Raw genomic sequence first — 26,369 nt, 5'->3', positions numbered from 1 at the left:
CAGGTTTATCACAATGAAAAATTTTCGTTCTTTCGCACCTGCCGTTTCTATTATTGCTCTTTTTGCTTCCGCAGGGATAGCAACTGCCCATTCATCGCTTGAAAAGAGCGAAGCTAAAGCAGGTGGCTTCTATAAGGCGGTCGTTCGTATTCCACATGGTTGCGAGGGCAAGGCTACAACGGCGGTAAAGGTCGAGCTGCCAGAAGGTTTTATCTCTGCACAGCCGCAGCCAAAAGCGGGCTGGAAAGTTGAAACCGCCAAAGGCGATTACGCTGAGAGCTATAAGGTCCACGGCAAGGATGTGACCTCCGGCGTCAAGCAGGTGACATGGAGCGAAGGCGATCTGCCAAGCGATTTTTACGATGAGTTCGTCGTGGTTGGTCAGCTTGCAAAATTCGACAAGGACACAACACTCTCCTTCCCCGTAACGCAGTTCTGCGGAACCGATGATTCCGTTGCCTGGACCGAGATTGCCAAAGAAGGTCAGAACCCGCACGATCTGGAGCATCCTGCTCCGCAGCTTCAAGTGCTGGCAGCGACCGACTCCGATGAACATGCCGGCCACGGTGGGCATGGTTCGCATAACGACCAGGCAAATCATGGCGATCACGCCATGGCCCCAATCAAGGTCGGAGATCTAACAATCACCGCCCCTTCGATCCGCGCCATGGTTCCAGGTGCGAAAGTCGCTGGCGGTTTCCTGACCGTTGCAAATGAAGGCAAGGTCGCGGACAAGCTGGTTAGCGTCAGCACCACAGGCGTCAAGCGCGTTGAAATCCATGAAATGAGCATGGAAAATCAAGTCATGAAGATGCGCAAGCTCGACGGCGGGCTGGATATTCCAGCGGGAGAATCCGTGGAGCTGAAATCGGGCGGATATCATCTGATGTTCATCCAGCCGGAAACGCCTTACAAGGAAGGTGATAAGGTTTCCGCGACACTGGAATTCGAAAAGGCTGGCAAGATTGATCTCGAATTTCCAGTGACCCCGCAAAGCGGTAAATCCGACGACCATTCAAATCATTAAAGCATGTCTCCCAAAAGTGGAAACCGGTTTTGGGATAAAGAAATGCGTTAAGATAAACGATTAACGCGCGACACGCTTTAGAGCGCGTTTCGATCTGATTGGATCAGATCGGCGCTCTAATTATCTGTTTTAACGCGCATCTTTGTCCGAAAACCGTTTCACACTTTTCGGGATGCGCTTTAATATTGAGAGCAAAGGGCGATGACGCGCTTCTCTCCGTGCTTTATGCGCCCGTTTGCCGCAACCGCTACCCCGTTGTAGCGGTTGCGTTCTTCGTTTATTGCTATAAACATGAATGTAATAGTCTAGAATAATTCTACACTATTGAAATAATTCATCTTTTTAAAAGCTGAGTAATTGACTCCAGATCAAAATGCGGCTTTTATGCATGTGAGTTATTTTGTGCAACCTTTGATGTCTGGGCCTTGAACCCTTTCGATTGGAGGACCTGATGATCGGTCTCAGTGAATGCCGGTCCGCAAATGTGGATGGATTGCCATGGCAACTTCATCTTTTGCCGACCGGATATTGCAATGCGCGAGGGGAAACAGAACGCCTCGCGAAGCATAAGCAGCAAAGCTGCGCATTTGTTCGGCCCTCTGAATGGAGGCGAACATGAATATGCGTATCTCGGAGCTGAACGGCACCAACAGCGTGGGCTATTATGATCGCCTGCCGGAAAAGCTGGTGCTTGAAGGCTATCGCCGCTGGACTGCCGGTTTTGAAACCGGATCGATCATTCCCTGGGAAATGACCTGGGGCCTCTATTCGGAAGTGCTTGGGACCTCTGAAGCAAAGCGTGCAATCGCCGAGCTTTCCCAGTTTATTCGTGTGCTGCGCCATTGTGCAAGCTGTCAGTTGAGAGCTTTTCCATTCGACTCGCACCATGTGTGCCGAGAGGAATGTCTGACGCTGGGCCTGATTTCAGGTATCCAAAATCAGGATGGCTTGCTGCTCGATACCTGCCTTGAGGCAATCGCCTGTAAACGGCGTTGCGACGATGTGGCAGATGCGGCCCGCAATTTTGCCGACACATTGGCCGATTTCGGACAGACTTTGTTGCCAATACCGATCCATGCCATCGACATTGCTTTGAACATTACCCGTCGCGCGACCTTTCACTAATTTCAGGAACGCTGCGTAGGAAACCACTTTGATTGAGACCGCTCATTGCGGCGCGAGGAGAACAAAATGCAAGCCAGAACCGAACGACGCCTCGGCTTTGTTGCAGCCATTGCTCTAACGACAGCATCCTTTGCCATGCCGGCAATATCCACCCAGATGGCGCAAGATATGACCGCCCCGAAATCACAGACACTCCACGCTTCAGTGGATAGCATGAAGATTGAGCTTTCACGCCTCGTCGCTTTTGCCGACACAGCAGCCAAGACAGGTCGTTACGAATAATCGTCGCGAACGAAGCATCCGAATAACCGGGCAATACGACCTCCAGTCAGCCCGGAAAACTTTAGAGCGTGTGCATTTCCTGAATGCACACGCTCTTTTCTCTTTGCGCGTCTTATCCGAAAACCGCTTCAAATTTTTCCGGATGCGCTCTAATTCTTTTGCGAGATGAAACACCGATCATCCAACGATGATCGGTGCCTTTCCCTGAACACGATTATATAGATCAATGATGTCCTGATTCATCAGGCGGATACAGCCCGACGACATCGACTGGCCAATCGACCACCATTCAGGTGATCCGTGGATGCGGTAACCCGTGTCGCGACCATTCTGGAAGATATAAAGCGCACGCGCGCCGAGCGGGTTTTGCGGGCCCGGCTCCTGACCGTTGCGATACTTTTCAAGGTCTGGCCTGCGCTGGATCATTTCCGGCGGAGGCGTCCAGCGCGGCCATTGCTTCTTGTACTGAACATTGGCGCGGCCCTGCCATTCAAAGCCCGCCTTACCGATGCCAACGCCATAACGGAGCGCTTCACCACCAGGGAGCACGTAGTATAGGAAGTGGTCCTTGGTGCTGACCACAATCGTTCCCGGCGCTTCGCCTGTCGGATCCGGCACTATCTGGCGACGGAATTCTTTCGGCACTTTGGCATAAGGAATCGCTGGAAGCGCATATTGCCCTTCCTGCACCGCCGCATACATCACGTCAGGCGTAGTGATCGCCTTGTCCACGCTAATTTGCGGACGCATCGGTGTAATGCCGCCGGTGGACATCGGATCGACGTTCATCTGGAATGCAGACATGTCCATCGTTTGTGAACAGCCCGTAACGCCACCCAGCAAGACAGCACCCGTACCGAGCAGAAAATGACGACGGCTTAATTTCTCATTCAACTTAGACATACAAATCGCCCAACTCGAAACAATCGGCAAAATGCCTTCTTATCGTTTCGACAATTTGCGTCCTTATGGTTGAGGAAGCGTTAATCCACTCGCGTAAACGTTAAGAAAAATGGTTGCCGCCAATTGTTGATTAATAAAAAAGGCCGGGCATGAGCCCGGCCTTTTTGATCAAATTCTGCCGATCAATCAATAATCTTTTTCATAGAAAATACCGCCGCTGGAATCGCCTTCCGATCCCAAAGCACCCTTGACCTTGAGGTTTCTGGAAATGTCGAGATTGACGGTGCCCTTGGTCGAACCGCCGGAACCAGCTTCCACGCCAAGATAGATATTATCGCGAATATAACGACCGGCGCGTACAGCGGTTTCGCCCTTGCTGTCGGTTACGACATCAATATCGTCTAAGCCCGTTCCCTGGCGCAGTTTGCCCATCAGCGAGTTGTTGGAACCGCCAGCAAGTTCGGCCGCTGCGGCTGCGAGCTGCGCAATCTGGAAGGCCGACAATTCGCCAATCGAGCGCTTAAAGATGAGATGAGCAAGCACTTCATCCTGCGGCAGTTCCGGCGAGGAAGAGAAGACGATATTGAGATTGTCGACCGTGCCAGTGACTGTCACAATGGCCGTAATATCATCACCTTCGCTGCGCGCAACGAAATTAAGCTGCGGATTAAGATCACCCACCAGCGTTACGTGACCTTCATCAAAGGTAATGCGCTGACCAAGAATGCCGATGCGGCCACGGATCAGGTCGAACGAACCCACCGGTTTGATATCCGTCACAGGTCCGGTCAAACGAACGCGTCCACCCAATTCCGTATCGAGGCCGCGACCCCGCACAAAGATCTGGTTTGGCGCGTTCACAGTGACATCGAGACGTGGCACTGTTGGACGTGCTGTCGGTGTTGGCACCCTGCTGCGGCGCGTCTCTACCTTGGCACGATCGAGCGTTGCCTGAACATTCTTTGGCGTATTTATATGGCGAACAGGAACGTAAGCCGCTCCGCCGCCGAGATTTTCTGGAACCGTAATCTCGGCACGATCAACATCAATACGGCCTGAAATCAGCGGATCGCGCATCAGCGGGCCGGTGATCGAGATGCCGCCATTGACGGTCGCGACTACCAGCTTGCCGTCCGCGTAGCGAGCACGGTCAAGCTTGATGTCGATATAGGCAGGGAAATTGGCCGCTGCATTGGTCGAGATCGTGCCGGTCGCAGAAATTGCGCCACCGCTGCCAAAAGCTGCATTGACCTGACGGAGTGTAATGGTCTCACCCTCCATCGCCCCCATGACATTGATGTTGTTGAGGCGAACATTAGTTTCAGGATCAATGAACTGTGCGCCAGACGTCGAGAACATACCGCGCAGCTGCGGCTTATCAAAGCCACCCGAAACACTTGCTGTGAGCGACAGCGTACCACTTGCCTGCGCACCGCGATCCGCGAGGAAGCGATTGGCGAGCGCCAGAGGCAAGCTGCCCGAAACATTCACACCGAGCCCCTGTCCTGAGAACGGCACCTTGCCGTTTGCGGTAACATTGAGGCCCTGCGGGCCATCAACTGTCAGCGAGGAAATATCGACGGCCTTAGCGGCGTAATTTCCTGCAGCCTGAAGGCTCAAAGGTGCTAGGCCATTATCGCGCAGAGGTTTTGCCGCCAAACCTGTGCCACGCAGATTAAAGCTTGCGGCTGGATTGGTGAGAGGGCCTGTAATGCGCGCCGTGCCTGTTACATTGCCGGCAAGGTCCTGCCCCTTAACGGCACCATTAAGAGCAGTCAGCGGCAGATTGGCGAGATTGATATCGACCGCCATGTCGCCCTGCCCAAGCGGTACTCCGCCCTTCGCAGTGACATCGATGCCGCCTCCGCCCGTGACATGGGCATCAACATTCAGACGATTGTTGTCGGAGCTGCCCTTTGCATCCGCATTAAGTGGTGCGATGCCTTGATTTTTCAGCTCAGCCGCAGTCAAGCCGCGCGCAGCAATATCGAAAGCCGCATTTGGCTTTTCACGCGTACCTGTGACGCGTGCCGTACCGTTGATCGTACCGCCGAGGCCAAGCTCAGGTTTGAATGTATTGGCAAGTGCAAGCGGCAGATTGGAAAGAGCAACCGAAAGATCAAGACGCTCTCCGATTGCACCATTGACCTTGACCTGACCGTCACCCGTATTGACGATGATATCGCCAAACGAGATGTCGCTTCCCTTCATGGCAATGGTTGCAGGTGCCGCAAGCGTTGCTGACAATGCGCCCTGCTTCACGTCGGCCGATGTCAGCCCCAGTTCAAACCCGCCGTCCTTGGGTTCAAGTGAGCCGGCAGCATTCGCAACCGTACCAATTTTGAGTTTGGTGCTGGCCGTAAAATCAGTCTTTGTGCCGGTTGCATTGGCCTTGGCATCGAAATTATCGATCCCAAAAGTGCCTACCAGAATGTCGCGGGCACCCGCGGCACCATCCACAACCGGAACACCGAACAGGTCTTGTGCTGTAAGCGCGATGTCAGCAGACGCAATGTGATTGCCGTTGATCTTCAGACCACTGGCCTTGGCATTGACGGTCGCATTCTGGCGCTCGCCATTTGCATCTAGCGTGATGTCGGCATTCGCAGCGCCTGTTGCATCGGCAAGGAAAAGGGCGGCAGCCGTCGAAATATCCGGCGCATCCACATTTAACTGACCAGCCAGCAGTCCCTTGGCGTTCTGTGTGAAATTGCCCGAAAGATGCGCGCCACCTGCGTTGAAGACGAGGTTCGTCAGACGCTTCTCGTCATTGACGATATCGATCAGCGACCCGATATCGACGCGTTCTCCATTAAGGAATGCACCGCCTGCAAGCTTGCCTGAAAGCGATGCACCCGTAGTTGCATTGCCATCCAGAAGCGCGTTGAAATCAAGAGCCCCTTCGGAAAGCTTGCGGTCCGCAAGCGCCCCTTGTGGAGCATCGGCGCGCAGTGCCAGTGCAATCAGCTTGTCCTCGCCGCGCGCGCTGCCTTTGATCGTCATGCGACCGGAGGCTTTGTCAGACAGAAGCTTGAGATCAGACAGCGCGACGCCAAAATCGAAATCGGCTTTGTCGGATGCGAAAGAGCCATTAGCGGTAATTTCGCTCAGCTCGTTGCCGATGCGAAAATTGCGCGCAGAAAACCCTTGTGCGCTTCTTGCGATTCCACCGCTCAGCTGAACATTGCCGTCAAGAATATTGTCGACCGCTTCCGTGCCGGTGCGCATATTCTGTGCGTTGCCATCCAGCATAAAGTCAAACGCACCGCTGATCGGGCTAAGATTGCCTGATGCCTTCACATCAATGCTGCCCGCCAGATCGCGATCGGCCAGCGCACCATAAGGCGCGAGGCTTGCGACCTTAGCGAGAATATCGCCGTTGAAAACAAAATCATTGATCTTACCCTGAAGCTCTAAGCTGAGGCCGTTGCCTTCGATGCTTGCTTTGTCAAGATCGACAGCAGTACCGGCACGCCAGCCACCTGCGATCGCCAGATCAATTTTGTCGCCAAGCGCCTCAGCAATTTTTGCGTCTGTCGCATCGATACCGCTCACGCCGCCCTTAACATCAAAGGTTACACGGCGATTGGCGGCATCGTTGAGGTTTTCAGCAGCGCCACCCATGTCGAGCGCGATGCTCGACGCGGAAACAGTCGCATTCTTGAAGCCAGCAATCGCAAGCTTTCCGGTCCAGTCATTGGTCGGACGGTCGCCGTAAGCAATCTGAAGCGTTGCATTGTTGATGGTTGTCTCACCACCCTTGACCGGCAAGAGCACCTGCCCCTTGCTATCATCCTGAATATTCGCATCAACGCGCAGCTTGTTCAGAAAGCCATCGCTGCCCGATTCCGCAGAGGCTTTCACCTTCAATGCAGCCGTCGTCAACGCCAGATCGTCAAGGCGGAAACCACCACCATCTTTCAGAAAACCGTTCGCAGACAAGGCAGTTTCAGCACCAAAGAAGTCGCGAAATGCCGGAGGAACCAAAACAGCGATCGGACCATCCACACGAGTTGCAAAGACGCGGCCATCGGCCTGACGCGCCAATGTGAAGCCACCTGTCAGCGTGCGATTGCGATTGGTATCAAGTGCCAGGTCAATCTTGAGATCGTCAAGCGTTCCCTTACCCGTCAAAGTGAGATCAACCGGCGGGCGTCCATCGATATTGAGCAGATTGGCGACGATGCCATTGGCAGGCTCTGCGACTTTGAGATCAAGATCAAGCTTCTGATCGGCATTGGCATAAGCCGCTCTGAGCGCAAAATTGCCGCCCGGCCCATCAAGACGCTTGATATCAAAGGCTGAATTCAACGATCCGTCGGCGAGCGACAGATTGCCGTTGAGTGATACTTCCGACTGAAGCCCAAAAATATCCTGCCCAAAATGCAAGCGCGCCACATCGAGACTATCTATATTGACCGAGAGCGGTAGCTCCGGCAGGCTGAAGCTTGACGATTCCGGCGATGGCAGGCTGTTGTCCGGCAATGGCTTGCGGATGATATCGATACGCTCGGCCACCAACGACTGGATGCTCAGGCGACCAGTGAAGAGTGCCGTACGGCTCCAGTTGAGCTTGGCATTCTCGATACGCAGCCACACGCCTTCACGGTCGGCAATGGTTATAGCGCCAACACTTGCTTCAGACGACAGAAGGCCACTCAAGCCCGAAAACTGGATGCGACGGTTCGGTGCGGAAAGTTTGCTCTCCACAAAAGAAATAAAATACGACTTCTCTTCTTCCGCCTGCTCCTGCGCGACCACAGGAATGGCAAAGAGAATGAAGGCTAAGAGTGCGAGAAATCTGGTCAAAACGCCTGTCCTATGCCTACGTAGAACGCATAGCTCGGATCGCCCGAGCGGCGGTTAAGTGGAAGTGCGACGTCAAGACGGATAGGTCCAAGCCCCGTCAGGTAGCGCAGACCCAAGCCCGCGCCGATACGCATTTCTTCCGAAAAATCTGGATAGGATTGCTCGCCCACATAGCCCGCATCGACAAAGCCGACCACACCGATGGAATCGGTTACGCGTGTGCGTACTTCGCCCGATGCCTCGACCAGAGAGCGACCACCGATAACGTCACCAGTCGATGTTTCAACACCAACGCCACGATAGGAATAGCCACGGATTGAACCGCCGCCGCCTGCAAGGAAGAGCTGATTCGGTGGGAGATCTTCAATCTCCGCACCGACGATAGAACCAACTTTCACGCGGCCTGCAAGAATCACGCGGTTTGTTGCGCCAAAACCGTAATAGGCACGGCCTTCCGCGGTGAAACGGGTCGCAAAATTGCCCCGCTGGAATTCGTAGAACGGTTGAACATTGCCTTCGAGATAAACGCCGGAGCTTGGATCAGGCTTGTTGTTACGGCCATCATAAAGGAGATTGCCTTCAAGCCCGCCGGTCGTGAATTCGCGTGTTCCGAAATAATCGTCATCGAAGCGGCCATGGCTCGCCTTGGCATAAAGCGCACCTGAAAGCTCATCGCTGAAAATCTGCGTAAACCCGGTTTTCGCGTTGATCGAGGTTTCGGTATAAGCGTCGAGCACTTCGCGCTTGGCATCAAGTGCGGCCACGAAATCCGTATCCGGTGTGAAAACGCCCGGCTTCGTGAAGCTTGTGCCAACCATATAGGTGAAGTTGGCCGGATCGAACGAGTTGTCCTGCGAGCCACCGACACCGCTGACCTTGGCATCAAAGCGCAGACGCTCGCCTTTGCCAAACAGGTTGCGATGCATCCAATATCCTGTCACACCAAAACCATCGAGCGTCGAATATTCAGCACCAAAGCCAAAGCGGCGTGGTTTGCGCTCCTGAACATTGAGCGTCATCGGCAGATTGCCATCCGGTTCAATCTGCTCGGCTTCCTCAAAATTCATTGCACGGAAGACTTCCATGCGTCCAAGACGCTTCTTCGCCTTCTCAATATCGTCTGGATCATATTCCTGCCCCGGTTTCAATCCTGTCATCCAGGCGATGAATTGCGGGTCCATACGCGCAGTACCCACCACGCTTACAGGGCCATAATGTGCCTTGCGACCAGGATCGAGTGATACGTCGGCTGCAAGCGTGTTTCCATCGTGATCGGCGACGATATCTTCGCCTGTCACCTTGGCTTTCGCATAGCCTTGCTGACGCCACGCTTCAACCGCGAGACGTTCAGCTTTCAGGATTGTACCGGAACGTGCAACTTTGCCCGGTGCGAAACCTGCTTCTTCAGGCGATTGCACCTTGTCTTTCTTATCGACAGGTGGTGGCGCGATATTGGAAATTGCCGTACGCGAGAACAAAAACTGCGGACCGGGATCGACTGAAATATCGATTTTGGCATTGTCGGGAATATCCGCATCTACGGGAATGTCGTTGGCTTCGCGTCCATCAACCTTGAGGGAAATCGTGCCGCCATAGCGCCCTTCGCCATAAAGCGACGACAGGATACGGCGGTAATCACCGCGTGCCTTGGCAAGCAGTCCAGCGGAACCTGAGGCGGGCTTATCCTCGTCTGAAACCAGACCGGATGCGCCTTCAATAACAGATTTCAAATCCGCATCGCTGCCGTCGGCATTCTTTCGACTGCCTGTCGCTTCTACATTCACTGAATAGTGTTTCGGATCAGAGATGACCGCATCGGCATCTTCCGTCTTCTCTTTACCCCAAAGACGGACGCCAAAAATTTCGAACGCCAATGCAGGCGACACCGTCATTGAAGCAAATTGCACCGCGAGCGCGAGCACAATGAGACTTCTTCCCTGTATCGTCCTGTTACTCCAAGTCATACACGTTACTGTCCGGTTTCTATTTCACGACCGCTTGGGTAGCGCTTCGTCCTCCCCCAATCCCAGGACGATTCAGGGATTAACATAGAGTAGTGGGAAGGCCAAGCTTCAACCCAAATGCGTTATGACATTTCAAGCCCGGATGAGATTTAATCTAAGAAAAACCGAATATACGCGACGGTCCGATTAGAATCTCAAAGCGCTTCCAAAGCTCAAAGGTCAACTATTCCCTATTTTGAATAGATTGAGTCAATGGAGAGTTAATGGAGAGCGTTAATATTGAGACTGCTAGAATGCGTTTCGATCTGACCGGACCAAATCGGCTCGCTAATCATTTTTCTACGCGCATCTTATCCGAAAACCGCTTCACACTTTTCGGATAAGATGCGCTCTAAAGTTGGAACCGCTCAGATAGCAAAATGATTGCGGCCCGCTGGAGGGAGGGGAGTCCAGCGAGCCGCGGATCAGGTCATCAGGAGGGGAGGATAACGACCTGATATTTAAAAGACCGCTATTATTTTTAACGCCCGGCGTGCATTGGCCGCATGTTTCCAAAATGCATGCCACCGCCGCCGAAACCACCGAAGTGATCTGGGCCAGACGTGAAACGTGGTCCTACACCCCGACCAGGCCCCCAGTTTCCACGTCCGCCGTTCGGCCATCCTCTGCCGCCCCATTGCGGGCCATGCCCCCAACGTGGGTTCCAGCCATTGCGTCCACCGCCACGATTGGACTGGCAGTTGCGACCGATACAACCATTGATGTAATTCGGGCCACCGCGCCAGCCGGGACCACCACCCCAGCCTGGTCCCCAATAGCCACCGCCCGATGCCCAACCTAAACCGAGACCGAGTCCGAAGCCGGGAGCCCAACCATTATCGTATCCGTCATTACTGACGATTACGGTCGTGTTGGATGGGGCAGCGTAAGCGCCATTATACGAACCAAAGCGGACATAACGCGCCGAGACGAAACCAACACTGCTGCCATTATAAATCTGGCACCAGCCGTTGCGGCAGGAACCGGCATTAACCGTAATACCTGCAGGAAGTGTTGCAAGCCGTCCGTAATTTGCACCTGGGCCGGAGCGAACATTGACTGAAGCGGATATATAAGCCGTAGCCGCAGAAGCAATTGCGGGAGTGAAGAGTGCTGAGGCTACAATTGCCATACCAACAAGGTGGTTTTTTACAAGCATATTCTTAAATAAAGACATCACAAATTCTCCAAAACACAGAGCAAATAGAGACGAATTAATTATCAAACACGATGCACACTATAACAATATTGCTCACAGTGCAAACAACATACACAATAGTGGTAAATGCATGACTTATATTAGAATAATCTATACTTAGTTATATGCGATATATATGCTGTGTTTACAATAAATTGATTAAAATTTTACATTTATTTACTTATATAATTCGAACTACCGATTGGGTCGCTCTTCAGATATTTTGGGGCAAACTTTGCGCGCCCGCGAAAACCAGCCGCCGTATCCTATCTGCGTCCGAAGGCAACACGGGATTATAGACGATCATCCCAAGGTCCGGACGTCCGTCGACGGCGAATCCCGAATATTCAAGTTCCAAACGCCCAAGCTTTGGATGCAAAAGTCGCTTGGTTCCTTCGCTGTAAACACCGATGTCATTGTCACGCCAAAGAGCTGCAAATTCCGCGCTTTGTTGACACAGTTCCTCGACCAGTTCAGTAACCTCCGATGCCGCTCCAGCACGTGTCGCATCGGCGCGAAATGCCCCCAATACAAAGCGGGCCACCTCGCCCCAGCCATCCTGTTTGGCCCTGATGTCGGAATTGCAAAAGATCCGTTTGAGAATATTGCGATCTTCCGGCGGCAGAGTGCTGTAATCTGTCAGCACAATTGCGGCGGCCCGGTTCCATGCCACAACATCCCATGTGGCTGTCTTGATGATCGCAGGGCTGGTTACCATTGCGTCGATCAGACGTTGCAGCCGAGGAGTGATTTCTGATGGCCGTTTGTAAAACACTTCGGGAGGATGACCGAAGGCAAGCATGAAAAGATGTTCGCGCTCCGGTTCAGTCATCATCAGTCCGGCCGCAATCCGATTTAGGACATCCGTCGAGGGTGAGCCACCCCGCCCCTGCTCAAGCCAAGTGTACCATGTTGGGCTGATATTGGCGCGCTGCGCTACCTCCTCACGCCTTAACCCGGGCGTGCGGCGGCGACCTGCAGCAAAGCCCAAGGCGGTCGGATCAAGCCGCGCACGACGGTCTTTGAGATATGAGCCAAGCAGGGAATTGGTCTTTTCCGACATGGTTTGCCTGTTAGTTATGATACTATGATAATGTCACTACTTTAATAGGATGATTAAGCATCGCAGATTGTCGCCAGAACAACAAGGAGACCATCTTCATGCGAATTTTTCTTACAGGCGCGACGGGCTTTATCGGTTCACATATCATCCCTGAACTTATCTGGGAGGGCCATGAAGTGCTCGGCCTCACCCGCTCCGATGCTGGCGCTGAAAAGCTCGTAGCGGCCGGAGCAGAAGCACATCGCGGTGATATCGAAGACCTCGAAAGCCTTCGTCGAGGTGCTGCTCAATGCGATGCCGTCATACACACCGCGTTCGACCATAACTTCGCGAACTTTCAGGCCAACTGCGCGAAGGATAATCGCGTGATCGAAGCCCTTGGCTCTGCGCTTGAAGGGACTGAGCGCCCGCTCGTCATAACCTCAGCCACTGCCATGGGAGCGGCAGTTCCTGGTGAACCTGCTGTCGAAAGTCACTTCAATCCCCATCATCCCAACCCACGTGTGGCTTCAGAACTAGCGGGATATGAGCAGTTGCAACGCGGCGTCAATGTATCCGTTATGCGGCTTTCGCAAATCCACGACACACGCAAGCAAGGCCTTGTGAGCGAACTCATCCCGCTTGCGGTCGGGTCCGGGGTCTCAGCCTATATCGGCGAAGGCGCCAATCAGTGGTCGGCAGCCCATATTGATGACACTGCGCACCTCTACCGGCTTGCAGTGGAGCGGGCGGAACCGGGCGCGCGTTATCATGCCACAGCCGAGCAAGGCATTGCGTTCCGCGCGATTGCTGAGGCCGTCGGCGCAGCGCTCAATCTACCGGTGGCATCACTTAATGGGCAGGAAGCGGCTGAACACTTTGGCTGGCTTACAGCATTTGTCAGCAAAGATATGTCGGCGTCAAACACATTGACACGCGAGCGGCTCGGCTGGAATTCACTCGGACCCGGATTGCTGGAAGATCTGGCGCAATTGGAGCGATGAAATAAGAAGAGCTATATGCTTCCAAAATGAAAGCGCCCCGGAGGGAACCGGGGCGCCACGCGGCTTTTAAGGGGGAGAGGGAGGAAAAAAGCCGCGGAACCGGGCCGTCAGGCCTGGTATCAGATGATCAGAAGGCCGGCCAAAACCGGCCTTTTGAAATGCGTTTATGGCAGATTACGCGCATCGTCCGGCGTCATATACATCGGCATCATGTTGGTATCGAGGTGATGCATGACCCAGATAGAACCAGCAAGCACGATAGCCAGAATGATGACCGTGAAGATCAGCGCGAGGATGTTCCAGCCATTTTCCGACTTCGGGTCAAGGTGCAGGAAGTAAACCAAATGCACCACGATCTGAACAGCAGCCATACCGATGACGATTGCTGCAGTCGTTGCTGGCGTAAAGTAACCGTTCATTGCCAGCATAAACGGAACGATGGTGAGAATGATCGCAAGAGCCAAACCAATCAGGTAGGACTTCAGGCTGCCATGTGCGGCTTGATCGTGTGTTTCGTGTCCAGAGCTCATCACAATACACCCAGCAGATAGACAAGGGTAAAGACGCCAATCCAGATGATGTCCAGGAAGTGCCAGAAGAGGCTCAAGCACATCACGCGCGTCCGGTTCTTTTCAGTCAGGCCGTCACGCAGAAGCTGGGCCGAAAGCACCAGAATCCAGACCAGACCTGAAGTAATGTGGAGACCGTGCGTTCCGACCAGCGCAAAGAATGCCGAAAGGAATGCCGAGCGGCCCGGACCTGCACCTTCAACGATCAGGTGATGGAATTCATAGATTTCCATGACCAAGAACGCTGCACCGAGCAGGAAGGTAACGCCCAGCCAGAACAGAACACCTGCACGGTTATTCCTGTACATCGACAGCGTCGCCAGACCATAGGTCAGGGACGACGCCAGCAGCAGCATGGTTTCAGTCAACACAAACTGCAGGTCGAAGAGTTCACGGCCGGTTGGGCCGCCCGCGAACTGATGCGCCAGAACGGCATAGGTCGCAAACAATCCCGAGAAGAGAACGCAGTCGCTCATCAGATAGATCCAGAAGCCGACCAGCGTGGTCGACCCTGCATCATGATGATCTTCGTGAGCGGGATGCTCGTTTCCGCCCTTGAAAGGGCCGGTAGTCGTAACGGTCGCGCTCATGGATCAGGCCTCCTGAGCATTCAGTTGCCGAGTATGTGCGTCTTCGACGCGCTGTACTTCATCGGCCGAGACATAGAAGTCTCTGTCATTGTTGAAGGAGTGGGCGATAGCAACTGCGAAGACCGCGATAAACGATGCAATTGCCAGCCACCAGATATGCCACACCATTGCGAAGCCAAATGGAATGCACAGGATACCGATGATAAAGCCTGTTCCGGTGTTCTTCGGCATGTGAATGCGAGCGAACTTTTCGGTACGACGAACATAACCGTTCTGTTTCATATCCCACCAGCTGTCGTGATCACGCACGTGCGGAACTTCAGCGAAGTTGTAGAATGGTGGAGGCGAAGAAATCGACCACTCGAGCGTACGTCCAGTACCCCAGGAGTCGCCATCAACGACGCGCAGTTTTTCGCGATCACGAATAGAGATCATGATCTGGAGAACCTGGAAGACGATGCCAAGCAGGATGATCGCAACGCCAACAGCTGCAATGATCAGGTAGATGTGCCATGCCGGATTTTCGGTGTGGTTCAGACGACGGGTCATACCCATCAAGCCGAGCACGTAGAGTGGCATGAACGCCATGATGAAGCCAACGAGCCAGCACCAGAACGCCTTCTTGCCGAGACCTTCATGCAGCTTGAAGCCGAAAGCCTTTGGCCACCAGTAGATGAGACCGGCAAAGCAACCGAACAGAACGCCCGAGATGATCACATTATGGAAGTGGGCGATCAGGAATACGGAATTGTGCAGCACGAAATCTGCAGGCGGAACAGCAAGCAGAACGCCCGTCATACCACCAACAACGAAGGTACACATGAAGCCGATGGTCCACATGACCGGCGTTTCCATGCGGACGCGCCCCTTATACATAGTGAAGAGCCAGTTGAAGACTTTTGCACCTGTGGGGATCGAGATGATCATGGTCGCAACGCCGAAGAAAGCGTTTACGCTTGCACCGCCACCCATGGTGAAGAAGTGGTGAACCCAGACGAGGAACGACAGAATGGTGATGGCAACGGTCGCATAAACCATCGACGCATAGCCAAACAGGCGCTTGCCCGAGAAGGTCGCAATGATTTCGGAGAAAACACCGAAGCAAGGCAGAACCAGAATATAGACTTCCGGGTGTCCCCAGATCCAGATGAGGTTGACATACATCATCGGATTACCGCCACCATCATTGGTGAAGAAGTGGAAATCCAGATAACGGTCAAGTGACAGCAGGGCGAGTGTCACAGTCAGGATCGGGAACGCAGCCACGATCAAGACGTTCGAGCAGAGTGCGGTCCAGGTGAAAACCGGAACCTGCATCATACCCATGCCGGGAGCACGCATCTTAATGATGGTGGTGATGAGGTTCACGCCCGAAAGCAGCGTACCCATACCGGAAATCTGCAGGGCCCAGATGTAATAATCCACCCCGACATCTGGACTGAACTCCTTGCCGGAAAGTGGCGGGTAAGCCAGCCAACCAGTTTTCGCGAATTCACCGATACCGAGAGAAAGATTGATCAGGATCGCACCAGCAACCGTCAGCCAGAAGCTCAACGAGTTGAGGTATGGGAATGCCACGTCACGCGCACCGATCTGAAGCGGTACGGCAAAGTTCATCAGACCAACAATGAAAGGCATTGCCACGAAGAAGATCATGATCACGCCGTGAGCGGTGAATATCTGATCGTAATGGTGCGGCGGTAGGAAGCCTTCATTGGCGCCCGAAGCCAAAGCCTGCTGGGCACGCATCATCACAGCGTCCGAGAAGCCGCGGAACAGCATCACGAAGGCCAGGATGATGTACATGATGCCGATGCGCTTGTGATCGACAGAGGTCAGCCAGTCGTTCCACAGAACGCCCCACTTTTTATAGTAGGTAATGGCTGCGAGAATAGCGAGCGCCCCACCAGCTATCGCGGTCAGTGTGACCATGATGATAGGCTCGTGATAGGGGATCGCTTCGAGCGTAAGTTTTCCGAACATTTCTATTCTTACTTCGATTGGAGTGCGATCAGCAGCTTAGCCCCGGATAGAACATCGGGGCTAAGCTGCATCGGCAAATCAGTTTTCAAGCTGCGTAAGACGCTGCGGCTGGATGGCGCAAATGATGTCATTTGCCCACAGGCTGAAATCGACCGGCGATGACTTGCGTAGATTTGCGCGAGCGGCTTGAGCCATCTGGGCCTGATGCATCTGATCATCAAGGCAGACGGACTTGCCGTCCCAGCAACGGTTCACGATGTTATGAAACAGTGCCTTGTCATTATAGGCAAAGTGCTGAACCGGAGACTTCTCGCTCGGCTGAACGAGCGAAGCATAACGCTCACGCGACAGTTCCTGACCCGAGGCCTTGGCATCGGCGATCCATTTGTCAAAGCCTGCCTGATCAACAGAATGAGCCTTGAAACGCATCTGGGCAAAGCCCTGACCGCTATAATTGGCGGAAATACCGTCAAACACACCTTCATGATCGGCAATCAGGTGCAGCTTGGTCTGCATGCTTGGCATGGAATAGACCTGACTACCGAGCTGCGGAATGAAGAAGGAGTTCATGATATTGCTGGAGGTTAGCTTGAAATTGACCGGCACACCGACTGGCATTGCCATTTCATTGACCGATGCAACACCCTGATCCGGGTAGATGAACAGCCACTTCCAGTCGAGCGCAACAACTTCGACATTGATCGGCTTCACATTGGATTCCAGCGGACGATAAGGATCAAGCTTGTGCGTGGCGATCCATGTCACTGTACCAAGAACCACAATGATGGCGCATGGAATAAGCCAGACTGCAGCTTCAATCTTCGTCGAGTGATGCCAATCTGGCTTGTACTCTGCCTTGTCGTTGGTGGCACGATACTTCCAGGCGAAGTAAAGGGTCATAAAGATGACCGGCAGCACGACGAGAAGCATCAATCCAGTCGCAAAAAGCATGAGATCGCGTTCTGCCACACCGATCTCTCCCTTCGGAGAGAGCAGGACCTGGTTCTCGCAGCCGGCGAGGAACGCCGTGAGGGCCAAGACGGCGAACGAAACGATCGTCCGGGGGGTGCCGTGTTTCATTTGTCTTTCCATCCTGCGCGCAGAGCTTTTGCTCTGGTGCATTCGTCATTTCCTAGATTTCGGTAAGTTCTGAAAATTTCAAACGTACCGTTATAACGAATAATTCCGTTTGTCACGCGTCAGACCAAAAATGTATTGGATCGAAATGTCGCGGCTGCATATGCAATGTGAGTCATAATCGCCCCACCCGGAATCAAATTGGATAAAACCAATTCCCGTCGGTGGCTCCCTACAAGTTCATCTCTGAATTTTCAAGACGATATTCAATGTTAAACTGAAAGTGATTAAACCTTACTCGAAAATCAAATATATAGAATTCATGAAGATTAAATAATACTAATAGAGTTTATTCAAATTTGCGAAGGTTAATAAGTTCAACATATAACAGCTTCGACATTGCCTATAACATAGCGATGCAAATAACTCTATGCATTTCGCTTCGCATTGGACTCTAGAGGGCTCTTCAATCTGATTGAATCAGATCAGCGCTTTAACGTTTTATTTTAAGGCGCATCTTTTCCGAAACTGTTTCACACTTTTCGGGGTGCGCTCAGATCGATTCCAGTTCGTGTTTTGATGTTATAGGTTACACTTGCAGGAATATGATCTAACGGAACGCTTATGATTTTTGGTAATTGGCCGATTGAAGAAACTGAAGGAGCGATGCTTGCTTATGCAATTGCTGCAGGCTCCCACAGCTTTCGAAAAGGCACTCTGCTCACACGCGATCAGATCAAGATATTAGGACAGCAAGGCATCACGCATGTTTTTGCCGCGCGCCTTGAGGAATACGACATTGGCGAAGATGAAGCGGCTCTTGCTATCGGAAAACTGCTGATTTCAGACAATATAGAGCCGGGCAAACCTGTTACTGGTCGTATAAATCTCTTCGCCCGTCACGACGGACTGTTCCACGCAGATGCGACAGCCATCGACAAAATCAACCTGCTCGATTCACGCATTTCGGTCGCAACCTTGCGCAACGATTGCCGCGTTAAAGGCGGCCAGATGGTGGCTACGGTTAAAATCATTCCCTTTGCCGTCCCGGCAATGCTGATCGAGAGCCTCCACATCTTACAAGGCGGGCAGAACGTTCTTGATGTCAGATCATTCAAGGCGACGAAGATTGGGATGATACAATCTCAATTGCCCACCATACGTGACACCGTTCTCGACAAAACAACGGAGTTGATTGCCAAACGCGTGGAGCGCAATCACGGCTCAGTCATAAAGGAGTGTCGTGTTGCTCATGAACAAGATGCAATAGCAAAGGCAATCGACGAACTTCTTTCGTCCTGCGATGTGGTCCTGATCTTCAGCGCCGCTTCAATCGCAGACGCAGCTGATATTGTTCCGCGCTCAATCGTGGCGTCTGGCGGAGAGATTTTGCGCATAGGAATGCCGGTTGATCCGGGCAACCTTCTCGTTCTGGCACAGTGCCGCACCAAACCTATCGTCGTCGCCCCCGGATCAGCGCGCAGTGCTCGCGAGAACAGCCTCGACTGGGTTCTGGATCGCCTGATGGCAAACATGGATCTTACTGCAAATGATCTTGGGAAAATGGGCGTTGGAGGGCTTCTGCTTTAAAGCTGCCCTCCGAAAAGCGTGAAATAGCTTTCTGAAAACGCTTAAGCGTCGTAGTCGAACACAAGAATGCCTTCGATGCCATTTTCGGCAAGTTCGACAAGCCTTGTTCCAACAATCACGTGGTCAGGGTGAGGAAGATAGGCATTGCGCGCTGCTATATCCGCAAAATCGACGACAAAGCCATGCCGGAAACCCTTCTCCAGAGCTTCAGGACTGACATTCCCGCCTGTGCTGACGGCAACAATGCCATCAATCTTATCCCGCAGCGCGATAACCTGATTAAGCGCATCCTCAATATCACCAGACCCGATATCAGACCTGAACCGAATAAGAACGATGTGGCGTATCATTCGTTACCTCCCCATGAAATATCGCGCCACATTATGACGTATCGCGGAAACTGTGAAACGATTTTCAGGAAGATATGTATGAAATCAAAAGCCATAGGCATGAGGAAGTTTTCATTCCCGATTTCGAACGGCTCCGGTTAAGAGTGAATCGTTGGGGCTGCGTCTCACTCTTTTTCGTTAGGTAGTTTCGAACGAAAGCCGCACCACTCCCCCTGAAAGGGCAAATGCGGTCAAAGTCCAGTGTGTCGTTTCCAAAACGAAAAAGGCCGGGCTGAACCCGACCTTCCGCTTTCATTCTGGTTGCGCCAGTACATCCGTGGTCGCATTGCCGAATGAATTCCCGATACATAGAGAGATTTAGCACCCCACCATTTCAAGATTGTGACAATCACAAACATTCCGCCTGATTGCCTAAGGTATTTGCAGCCAAAACCAAACAGGCTGATAGTTCAGCTCTTAACAAATTGCTCGCCCTTGGAGCGGGGTTCGCTCTCAATCAATGAGATCAACGCTCCAATTGTTCGCTTTTGCGCGCATCTTTTCCGAAAACCGTTTCACAGTTTTACGGATGCGCTTAAATCAAACAGCTTCCGATCACGCTGCCATTGGCGTGTGCGTCGGTTCCTGATGGTTGTATTCCCAAACTTCGATCAAACACTGCCGCATCAGATCAAGATCCACCGGACCAATCCGGCTTAGTACGAGATCCAGCTCATCAGGCTCCACACCTCTGTTGAGAAGCTCAACGATTGCCTCGGTCAGAACTCTTTTGTCGTCAAATCTATAGCGCTGCATAAAACCTGCTCCGCTAATTGCCCCATTATGATACAGACAGACTAAACCAGTATGGTTAACCGAAGCTTACCTTTTGATAACCATTCCGGAAAAATCGGCCCCCGCTTGTTGGTTCATTTTCGTATTGATTAGTGATACCAAACCTAAAAAAGCCCCTATTAAATAAAATCAAAATATATTCTTATAACAACAATATTGCGCCTTATTCTTACTACATAGATTGAGGAATCCAAGCAAAAAACAATTTCGCCCTTCATTTAATCATGTGCTTTTAAATGAAAACCATGAACTTCTTCAAAAGTCATGCATCATGGTCTTTAAACCGCATGCGCTTGCCCGGCCTCCTGATCCTAATCGGAGCAGGTTTTCTGGGCGGCTATCTTATTACGATTCAATATAAGGGTAATGTCCATACGATTATCGCAGGACAAGCCTATCGCTCCAATCAGCCAAATCCGTCTCGTATCACTCAGCTGCAAGCACTTTATGGCATCAAGACGATCATAAACCTGCGCGGCGCTGAGCCTGGCGCAAAATGGTATGATGAAGAGGTTGCAACTTCCAAGGCCCTCGGCATTCAACACACTGATTACGCGATGTCGTCCAGCCGACAATTGACGGCCGAGCGAACACGCGAACTCATCACGCTCATGCAAAAAGCTGAAAAGCCGATCCTTATTCATTGCAAAGCGGGATCCGACAGAACCGGCCTCGCCGCAGCGCTCTATGTAGCGGCCGTCGCCAAAGGAAGCGAGCGCAAGGCCGAAGGCCAGATGTCAATCGTTTACGGTCATTTCGGCGTTCCATTCAGTCCGACTTATGCAATGGAGCAGAGCTTTGAAGCTATCGAAGCTGAACTTGGCTTTCCCGGTTCCTGAAAATCGAACGAAAATTGGGAAGCGCACTGCGAGCCCAAAACAAAAACGCCGGGGATGAACCCCGGCGTTTTCTGTTATTTCAGACAGAGATCAGTCGAGACCGACGATCTTGCCATCCGACCACTTGAACACGTCGAAGCTTGGCGAAGACAGATCGCCCGTTTCGCCGTAAGTCAGCTTGCCGATAACCGTTTCGATTGGCTGACCGTCACGAAGAGCCTTCGCAACTGCTGCTGAATCGTCAGTCGTACCGGCGCGTTCAATACCGCTCGCAAGAACCTGAACAGCGGCATATGCATTCATTGTGAATGCTTCGACCGGAATGTTCTTGGCTGTCAGCGCATCAACAGCTTCCTTCGAAGCCGGGTTTTTGGTCGCATCAACGGCGTTGGTGAAGAGCGTGCCTTCAGCATTGGTGCCACCGATGGCCCAATATTCGGTATTGGACAGGCCTTCGCCGCCTAGGATCAAAGCTTTGAGGCCCGCATCATGCAGCTGACGGGACAGAAGACCGCCTTCACCATGATAGCCGCCGAAGTAAACGATTTCGGTTCCGGCGGCTTTCAGCTTGGAGACGAGCGCGCTGAAGTCCTTGTCGCCTGGGGTAACCGAATCATATTGAACTTCGGTGATACCGCCTTTGTTGATTGCAGCCTTGAAGGAATCTGCGAGACCCTTGCCGTAAGCGCCCTTGTCATGAACGATTGCGACCTTCTTGTCTTTGAAGTTCTTCAGGAAGTAGTCGGCCATGACATCAGCCTGCTGGTCGTCGCGGCCACAAGTGCGGAACACGTTTTCCAGACCACGTGCGGTCAGATCCGGACCCGTTGCAGTTGGCGTAACCATCAGAACGCCGTTTTCCGAGAAAACGTCGGAAACAGGAATTGCCACGCCGGTCGTGACCGGACCCACAACGAACTTGATGCCGTCGCCAACGATCTGGTTGGCAGCCGAAACGCCCTGCTTTGGTTCACCGGCGTCGTCAGCAAACTTCAGAACGATTTTTTCGCCCTTAATCCCACCCTTCGCATTGATGACTTCAACGGCGGTTTCCGCGCCCTTCTTGACCTGATCGCCATAAGCAGCAACCGGACCGGTAAGCGGCGCAACAACGCCAATCGTGATATCTGCATAAGCGGCACCGGCGAAGCCGAGTGTAGCGGCGAAAGCCACGCTGGAAAGCAGTTTCAGATTCATTCTTTTTCTCCTTTGGTGAGGTCTCGTTTTTTCCCGATGACCTCAGACAACCCATGCCGGTCAAATCTCAGCGCGCTTGCGCTGCCGATTTACCGGGCCCTCCCTTTTTTTCATCGTACGATCTCAAAGGGTCAATCCAAAAGCACGCCGCACCATCACCCTTTTCAGGTGCCAGAGCCATAATATTATCCGAAATCGCACCTGCTCTTTCGGAATCATGCTCCAGAATGGGAGCGAGCTTTCATGATGTAATAAGAATGCATTTCCGGCTTCCGATTGCAAGGGGCCAAGTGCCCGCAACTACAACGAAAATCGGCCTCCCAATAAATGCCTACCCTCCTCTTTTCCATGATGGTGAAAGCTTCGCAAAAAAGGCCGCGATCCCCTCGGCGGCCTCTGGCGTTTCCCATGTATCGGCAAGGCTGGTGAGCGTCATTTCAATCACTGCTTCATCAATCGGCGCGCCGAGTGAATGCACCAGCCGTTTTGAGGCCGCGACCGCTGCCGGGGCCGTCGAGAAATAGGGTTTTATCTCAGCTTCAATCGCTGCATCGAGACTCTCGAATTCGACCACCTCGTGCAGCAAGCCCATATGCCTTGCTGCTTCTGCATCAAACAGCCGTGCCGAGGTGAATGTGCGCAGCGCATGCGCCTGACCGATGCGAGCCACCACATAGGGGCTGATGGTTGCAGGAATAAGTCCTAGTTTGGTTTCCGTCAGCCCGAAGCGTGCGCCGGTCAAACCAATCGCGGCATCGCACACGCTGATAAGGCCAACACCGCCGCCATAGGCTTGCCCGTTGACGCGCCCGATCAATGGCTTTGGCAGGTCGCGCAAGGCTTTCAGCATCAGCGCCAGCTTGCGCGCCGCCTCAATACGGTCCGCGCGCGTTGCATTCACCTGTGCCTGCATCCAGCCAAGATCGCCGCCAGCACAAAAACTTGCGCCACTGCCCGTCAGTACCACGATACACACAGCATCATCATTTGCCAGTCGAAGCGTTGCGTTTAGCAGCTCATCGATCATCAGATCGGAAAGCGCATTATGCTGCTCAGGACGGTTCAGCGTCAGTGTCGCGACGCCGCGCTCATCGACAGCAATGCGGATCGTCTCAAAGTCTGTCATGCCGCCCTGTCCTGCCGTAGCGCCTGTGCGAACAACGCGGCTGATCGGAGCCTGTCGATATCAAGGCCGGTTTCAAAACCAAGTCCATGCAACATCTCGGCGACCAATAGCGTATCGACGTTGCCCTTGGCACCTGGTGCAAATGGACAGCCGCCCAAGCCTCCGACCGAAGCGTCGAACACGCGCAAGCCGTTCTCCAGACTGACGCGAATATTATCAAGCGCCCGCCCATTGGTGTCATGGTAATGACCGGCAAGACTGTGTGCAGGAGCGATGTTCAAAACTGCATCAAGCATTGGTATAACCGTTTCCGGTGTTCCTCGCCCGATTGTGTCGCCGAGGCTCACTTCATGACAGCCAAGCGAAAAGAGCTGTTCCGTGACATCAGCCACTGCCTGCGGGGCTGTTGGACCATCATAGGGGCATTCCACCACGCAGCTTACATAGCCGCGAATAGCCAGACCGTCATTGATGGCAGCCCCAATGACCGGTGCAAGCCGCTCGATGCTTTCCGCAATCGTGCAGTTGATATTGGCCTTGGAGAAACCTTCGGAAGCCGAAATAAAAACGGCAATTTCATCGACACCAGCAGCGGCTGCCGCTTCATAGCCCCTCATATTCGGCACCAGTGCCGAATAACGAACGCTGCCGGCACGGCGGATACCAGCCATGACGTCCGAAGCATCTGCCAGTTGTGGCACCCATTTGGGGCTGACGAAACTCGTTGCCTCTATACGGGAAAACCCGCAATCGGAAAGCCGGTCGATCAGCGCGATCTTGTCACGAGTCGGCACAAAACGTTTTTCATTTTGCAGGCCGTCACGCGCTGCCATTTCGACGATTTCCACGTGCTCAGCCATGTTCTTCCTCCAGTTCGATTAACAACGCACCCTCATTGACCTGATCGCCCGCAGCAACGCTTACAGACGCGACCTTGCCATCACGCGGCGCTGTCAGTGAAAGCTCCATCTTCATGGCTTCCATCGTGACCATCCTATCGCCTTTGGCGACGTTGGCTCCTTCGACAACCGAAACCAGCCTTATCAATCCGGGCATCGGCGATAGAATGCGGCTTTCGCCTGAAGCTTCCTCTTGCCCACTGACAGACTGCACATGATGAAATATGGTGTCGTAGCCTTCAAACTGCACGGTTACATCGTGACCGATACGCAGAACAGACGCCGCAGCAACGCGGCCATCAATAGCAAACCGAACCAGACCATTGTCGTACGAGCAGACTTCGAGACCGCCAAAGACGAAGTCGAAATGCCTACTGCCTTTGATGGTGAAGCGCACCAACTGGCGCTCGCCGTGATGATCGAGCAGAACCGAATGCGATGCATCACCCCACAAACGAAAGCCCGGCAGGCGCGCCCAGGGATCGCTTTCTTGCGGTGCATTGAGAAGATCGAGCGCACCGAGTACAGCCAGTGCGAAAGCAATCTCGGAAGGCTTCTCGTCCCTGAACAGAACGGCCGTCTCACGTGCAATCAAGCCAGTATCGACATCGCCTTTACGGAAAGCCTCAAGCTTGCAAAGATCGGACAGGAACTGCCGATTGGTGACAAGTCCGGCGATACGAGTTTTGCCCAGCGCTATATCGAGCCGGTTCAGCGCCTCGTCGCGCGTTGCTCCATGGGTGATGATCTTTGCGATCATCGGATCGTAGAACGGCGTGATCGTATCACCCGTACGCACACCTGAATCGACACGTGCATTTTCCGGCGGTGCAAACAGTGCAAGCTTGCCTGTTGCGGGCAGAAAATCGCGCGCCGGATCTTCCGCATAAAGCCGTGCCTCGAAAGCCCAGCCATTGATCGTAAGCTCGTCCTGACGTTTCGGCAAAGCTTCGCCTGATGCCACACGCAACTGCCATTCGACCAGATCAAGTCCGGTAATTGCTTCCGTCACAGGATGCTCAACCTGTAGCCGCGTATTCATTTCCATGAAGAAGAAGCGGTCGGCGCGAAGTCCTTCCGACACATCGGCGATGAATTCCACCGTACCCGCACCACTATAGCCAATAGCTTGTGCGGCCTTGACCGCAGCCTCGCCCATCGCAGCGCGCATCTCTTCCGTCATACAGGGGGCAGGTGCTTCCTCGATCACCTTTTGGTGGCGGCGTTGCAGCGAACAATCGCGCTCAAACAGATGCACGGCATTGCCAAAACTATCGCCAAAGACCTGTACTTCGATATGGCGCGGCTTGGTCATGTATTTTTCGACCAACACCGCATCATCGCCGAACGAAGCTTGCGCCTCGCGCCGAGCGCTTTCAAGTGCAGTTGCGAAATCCGCGCCCTGATTGACACGCCTCATACCCTTGCCGCCGCCACCAGCCCGCGCCTTGATGAGCACCGGATAGGTGATTGCATCAGCCTTATTTTTAAGAAAAACGCCGTCCTGATTGTCACCGTGATAGCCGGGCACGACAGGCACACCTGCTTTTTCCATCAGCGCCTTGGCGGCATCTTTTAAGCCCATGGCGCGGATAGCCTTGGCCGAAGGGCCGATGAAGACAAGCCCCGCGGCCTCGACTGCGTCCACAAAGCCTGCGTTTTCAGACAAGAAACCATAACCCGGATGGATGGCTTCTGCTCCGGTATCCATGGCAGCTTTTATGATCGCTTGGATATTGAGATAGCTTTGCGCGGACGGTGCCGGGCCGACATGCACCGCCTCATCGGCCATTTCGACATGCAGCGCATTCGTGTCTGCATCGGAATAAATTGCGACAGTGATAATGCCCATTTTGCGTGCGGTGCGGATAACCCGGCAGGCAATTTCTCCGCGATTGGCAATCAGTATCTTTTTGAACATC

General features: G+C 53.1%; 21 protein-coding genes. 6 read left to right on the top strand and 15 right to left on the bottom strand.

The features are described 5' to 3' along the window. Window positions 1-13 precede the first annotated feature (13 nt). The 3 genes from CES85_RS09745 to CES85_RS09735 all read left to right on the top strand — a co-directional run bounded on the left by CES85_RS09745 (window position 14) and on the right by CES85_RS09735 (window position 2,434). On the top strand, window positions 14-1,027 hold the full coding sequence (locus CES85_RS09745) for a DUF1775 domain-containing protein (protein WP_095445827.1): 1,014 nt from the start codon (window positions 14-16) through the stop codon (window positions 1,025-1,027). A 615-nt stretch (window positions 1,028-1,642) separates the two neighbouring features. Continuing rightward, window positions 1,643-2,152 carry a hypothetical protein gene (locus tag CES85_RS09740; RefSeq protein WP_191793747.1) on the top strand — a complete coding sequence of 170 codons (510 nt, stop codon included), beginning with the start codon at window positions 1,643-1,645 and terminating at the stop codon, window positions 2,150-2,152. Window positions 2,153-2,218: 66 nt separating this feature from the next. Beyond that, window positions 2,219-2,434 (top strand): hypothetical protein, encoded by a 216-nt coding sequence (locus tag CES85_RS09735; RefSeq protein ID WP_095445826.1) that lies wholly within the window; start codon window positions 2,219-2,221, stop codon window positions 2,432-2,434. Window positions 2,435-2,611: 177 nt separating this feature from the next. Here the strand turns inward: CES85_RS09735 and CES85_RS09730 are convergent, their stop codons facing one another. The 5 genes from CES85_RS09730 to CES85_RS09710 form a co-directional block, all read right to left on the bottom strand. After that, window positions 2,612-3,337, bottom strand: coding sequence for a L,D-transpeptidase (locus CES85_RS09730; RefSeq protein ID WP_095445825.1), 726 nt, complete (start codon window positions 3,335-3,337; stop codon window positions 2,612-2,614). 186 nt (window positions 3,338-3,523) lie between these two features. Beyond that, entirely contained in the window at window positions 3,524-8,146 is a 4,623-nt protein-coding gene (locus CES85_RS09725) for a translocation/assembly module TamB domain-containing protein (protein WP_095445824.1), read from the bottom strand. Continuing rightward, the gene (locus tag CES85_RS09720; protein WP_434063359.1) at window positions 8,143-10,110 is read right to left on the bottom strand and encodes an autotransporter assembly complex protein TamA; all 1,968 of its coding nucleotides are present in this window, start codon (window positions 10,108-10,110) and stop codon (window positions 8,143-8,145) included. Before CES85_RS09720 ends, CES85_RS09725 begins: the two co-directional genes overlap by 4 nt. Before the next feature lie 520 nt (window positions 10,111-10,630). Next, on the bottom strand, window positions 10,631-11,326 hold the full coding sequence (locus CES85_RS09715; protein ID WP_095445822.1) for an SH3 domain-containing protein: 696 nt from the start codon (window positions 11,324-11,326) through the stop codon (window positions 10,631-10,633). A 235-nt stretch (window positions 11,327-11,561) separates the two neighbouring features. After that, a complete protein-coding gene (locus CES85_RS09710; protein ID WP_095445821.1) occupies window positions 11,562-12,410 on the bottom strand; it encodes a helix-turn-helix transcriptional regulator in 849 nt (282 codons plus the stop codon). Between the two features lie 98 nt (window positions 12,411-12,508). Here CES85_RS09710 and CES85_RS09705 point away from each other — a divergent pair, with 98 nt between their 5' ends. Then, window positions 12,509-13,393, top strand: a complete 885-nt coding sequence (locus CES85_RS09705; RefSeq protein ID WP_095445820.1) for an SDR family oxidoreductase — start codon at window positions 12,509-12,511, stop codon at window positions 13,391-13,393. Window positions 13,394-13,557: 164 nt separating this feature from the next. On the opposite strand, the gene cyoD is transcribed toward CES85_RS09705, so the two are convergent. From cyoD to cyoA, 4 genes are all read right to left on the bottom strand, one after another. Beyond that, window positions 13,558-13,923, bottom strand: coding sequence for a cytochrome o ubiquinol oxidase subunit IV (gene cyoD, locus CES85_RS09700; RefSeq protein ID WP_095445819.1), 366 nt, complete (start codon window positions 13,921-13,923; stop codon window positions 13,558-13,560). Then, window positions 13,923-14,552 (bottom strand): cytochrome o ubiquinol oxidase subunit III, encoded by a 630-nt coding sequence (gene cyoC / locus CES85_RS09695; RefSeq protein WP_095445818.1) that lies wholly within the window; start codon window positions 14,550-14,552, stop codon window positions 13,923-13,925. The genes cyoD and cyoC overlap by 1 nt, the downstream gene beginning before the upstream one ends. A 3-nt stretch (window positions 14,553-14,555) precedes the next feature. Next, window positions 14,556-16,535: a cytochrome o ubiquinol oxidase subunit I gene (gene cyoB / locus CES85_RS09690; RefSeq protein WP_024898275.1), complete on the bottom strand. Its 1,980-nt coding sequence runs from the start codon at window positions 16,533-16,535 to the stop codon at window positions 14,556-14,558. A gap of 78 nt (window positions 16,536-16,613) precedes the next feature. Then, on the bottom strand, window positions 16,614-17,615 hold the full coding sequence (cyoA, locus tag CES85_RS09685; RefSeq protein WP_095445817.1) for a ubiquinol oxidase subunit II: 1,002 nt from the start codon (window positions 17,613-17,615) through the stop codon (window positions 16,614-16,616). 621 nt (window positions 17,616-18,236) lie between these two features. Here cyoA and CES85_RS09680 point away from each other — a divergent pair. Beyond that, on the top strand, window positions 18,237-19,202 hold the full coding sequence (locus CES85_RS09680) for a molybdopterin-binding protein (protein WP_095445816.1): 966 nt from the start codon (window positions 18,237-18,239) through the stop codon (window positions 19,200-19,202). Between the two features lie 41 nt (window positions 19,203-19,243). Here CES85_RS09680 and CES85_RS09675 read toward each other — a convergent pair whose 3' ends face one another. Both CES85_RS09675 and CES85_RS09670 read right to left on the bottom strand, forming a co-directional pair. After that, the gene (locus CES85_RS09675; protein ID WP_095445815.1) at window positions 19,244-19,552 is read right to left on the bottom strand and encodes a Dabb family protein; all 309 of its coding nucleotides are present in this window, start codon (window positions 19,550-19,552) and stop codon (window positions 19,244-19,246) included. A 594-nt stretch (window positions 19,553-20,146) separates the two neighbouring features. Continuing rightward, on the bottom strand, window positions 20,147-20,347 hold the full coding sequence (locus CES85_RS09670) for a hypothetical protein (RefSeq protein ID WP_095445814.1): 201 nt from the start codon (window positions 20,345-20,347) through the stop codon (window positions 20,147-20,149). Window positions 20,348-20,631: 284 nt separating this feature from the next. On the opposite strand from CES85_RS09670, the gene CES85_RS09665 reads away from it, so the two are divergent. Continuing rightward, window positions 20,632-21,225: a tyrosine-protein phosphatase gene (locus tag CES85_RS09665; protein WP_095445813.1), complete on the top strand. Its 594-nt coding sequence runs from the start codon at window positions 20,632-20,634 to the stop codon at window positions 21,223-21,225. 90 nt (window positions 21,226-21,315) lie between these two features. Here the strand turns inward: CES85_RS09665 and CES85_RS09660 are convergent, their stop codons facing one another. From CES85_RS09660 to CES85_RS09645, 4 genes are all read right to left on the bottom strand, one after another. Beyond that, window positions 21,316-22,422 carry an ABC transporter substrate-binding protein gene (locus tag CES85_RS09660; protein WP_095445812.1) on the bottom strand — a complete coding sequence of 369 codons (1,107 nt, stop codon included), beginning with the start codon at window positions 22,420-22,422 and terminating at the stop codon, window positions 21,316-21,318. Window positions 22,423-22,753: 331 nt separating this feature from the next. Next, window positions 22,754-23,548 (bottom strand): crotonase/enoyl-CoA hydratase family protein, encoded by a 795-nt coding sequence (locus CES85_RS09655; protein WP_095445811.1) that lies wholly within the window; start codon window positions 23,546-23,548, stop codon window positions 22,754-22,756. Further along, on the bottom strand, window positions 23,545-24,408 hold the full coding sequence (locus tag CES85_RS09650; protein ID WP_095445810.1) for a hydroxymethylglutaryl-CoA lyase: 864 nt from the start codon (window positions 24,406-24,408) through the stop codon (window positions 23,545-23,547). Before CES85_RS09650 ends, CES85_RS09655 begins: the two co-directional genes overlap by 4 nt. Further along, on the bottom strand, window positions 24,401-26,368 hold the full coding sequence (locus CES85_RS09645; RefSeq protein WP_095445809.1) for an acetyl/propionyl/methylcrotonyl-CoA carboxylase subunit alpha: 1,968 nt from the start codon (window positions 26,366-26,368) through the stop codon (window positions 24,401-24,403). The genes CES85_RS09650 and CES85_RS09645 overlap by 8 nt, the downstream gene beginning before the upstream one ends. Between the last annotated feature and the right edge of the window lies 1 nt (window position 26,369).

Origin of the sequence: Ochrobactrum quorumnocens, from assembly GCF_002278035.1 — a bacterium.
Classification (GTDB): Bacteria; Pseudomonadota; Alphaproteobacteria; order Rhizobiales; family Rhizobiaceae; genus Brucella; species Brucella quorumnocens.
This window is presented reverse-complemented; position numbering and strand designations above follow the sequence as displayed.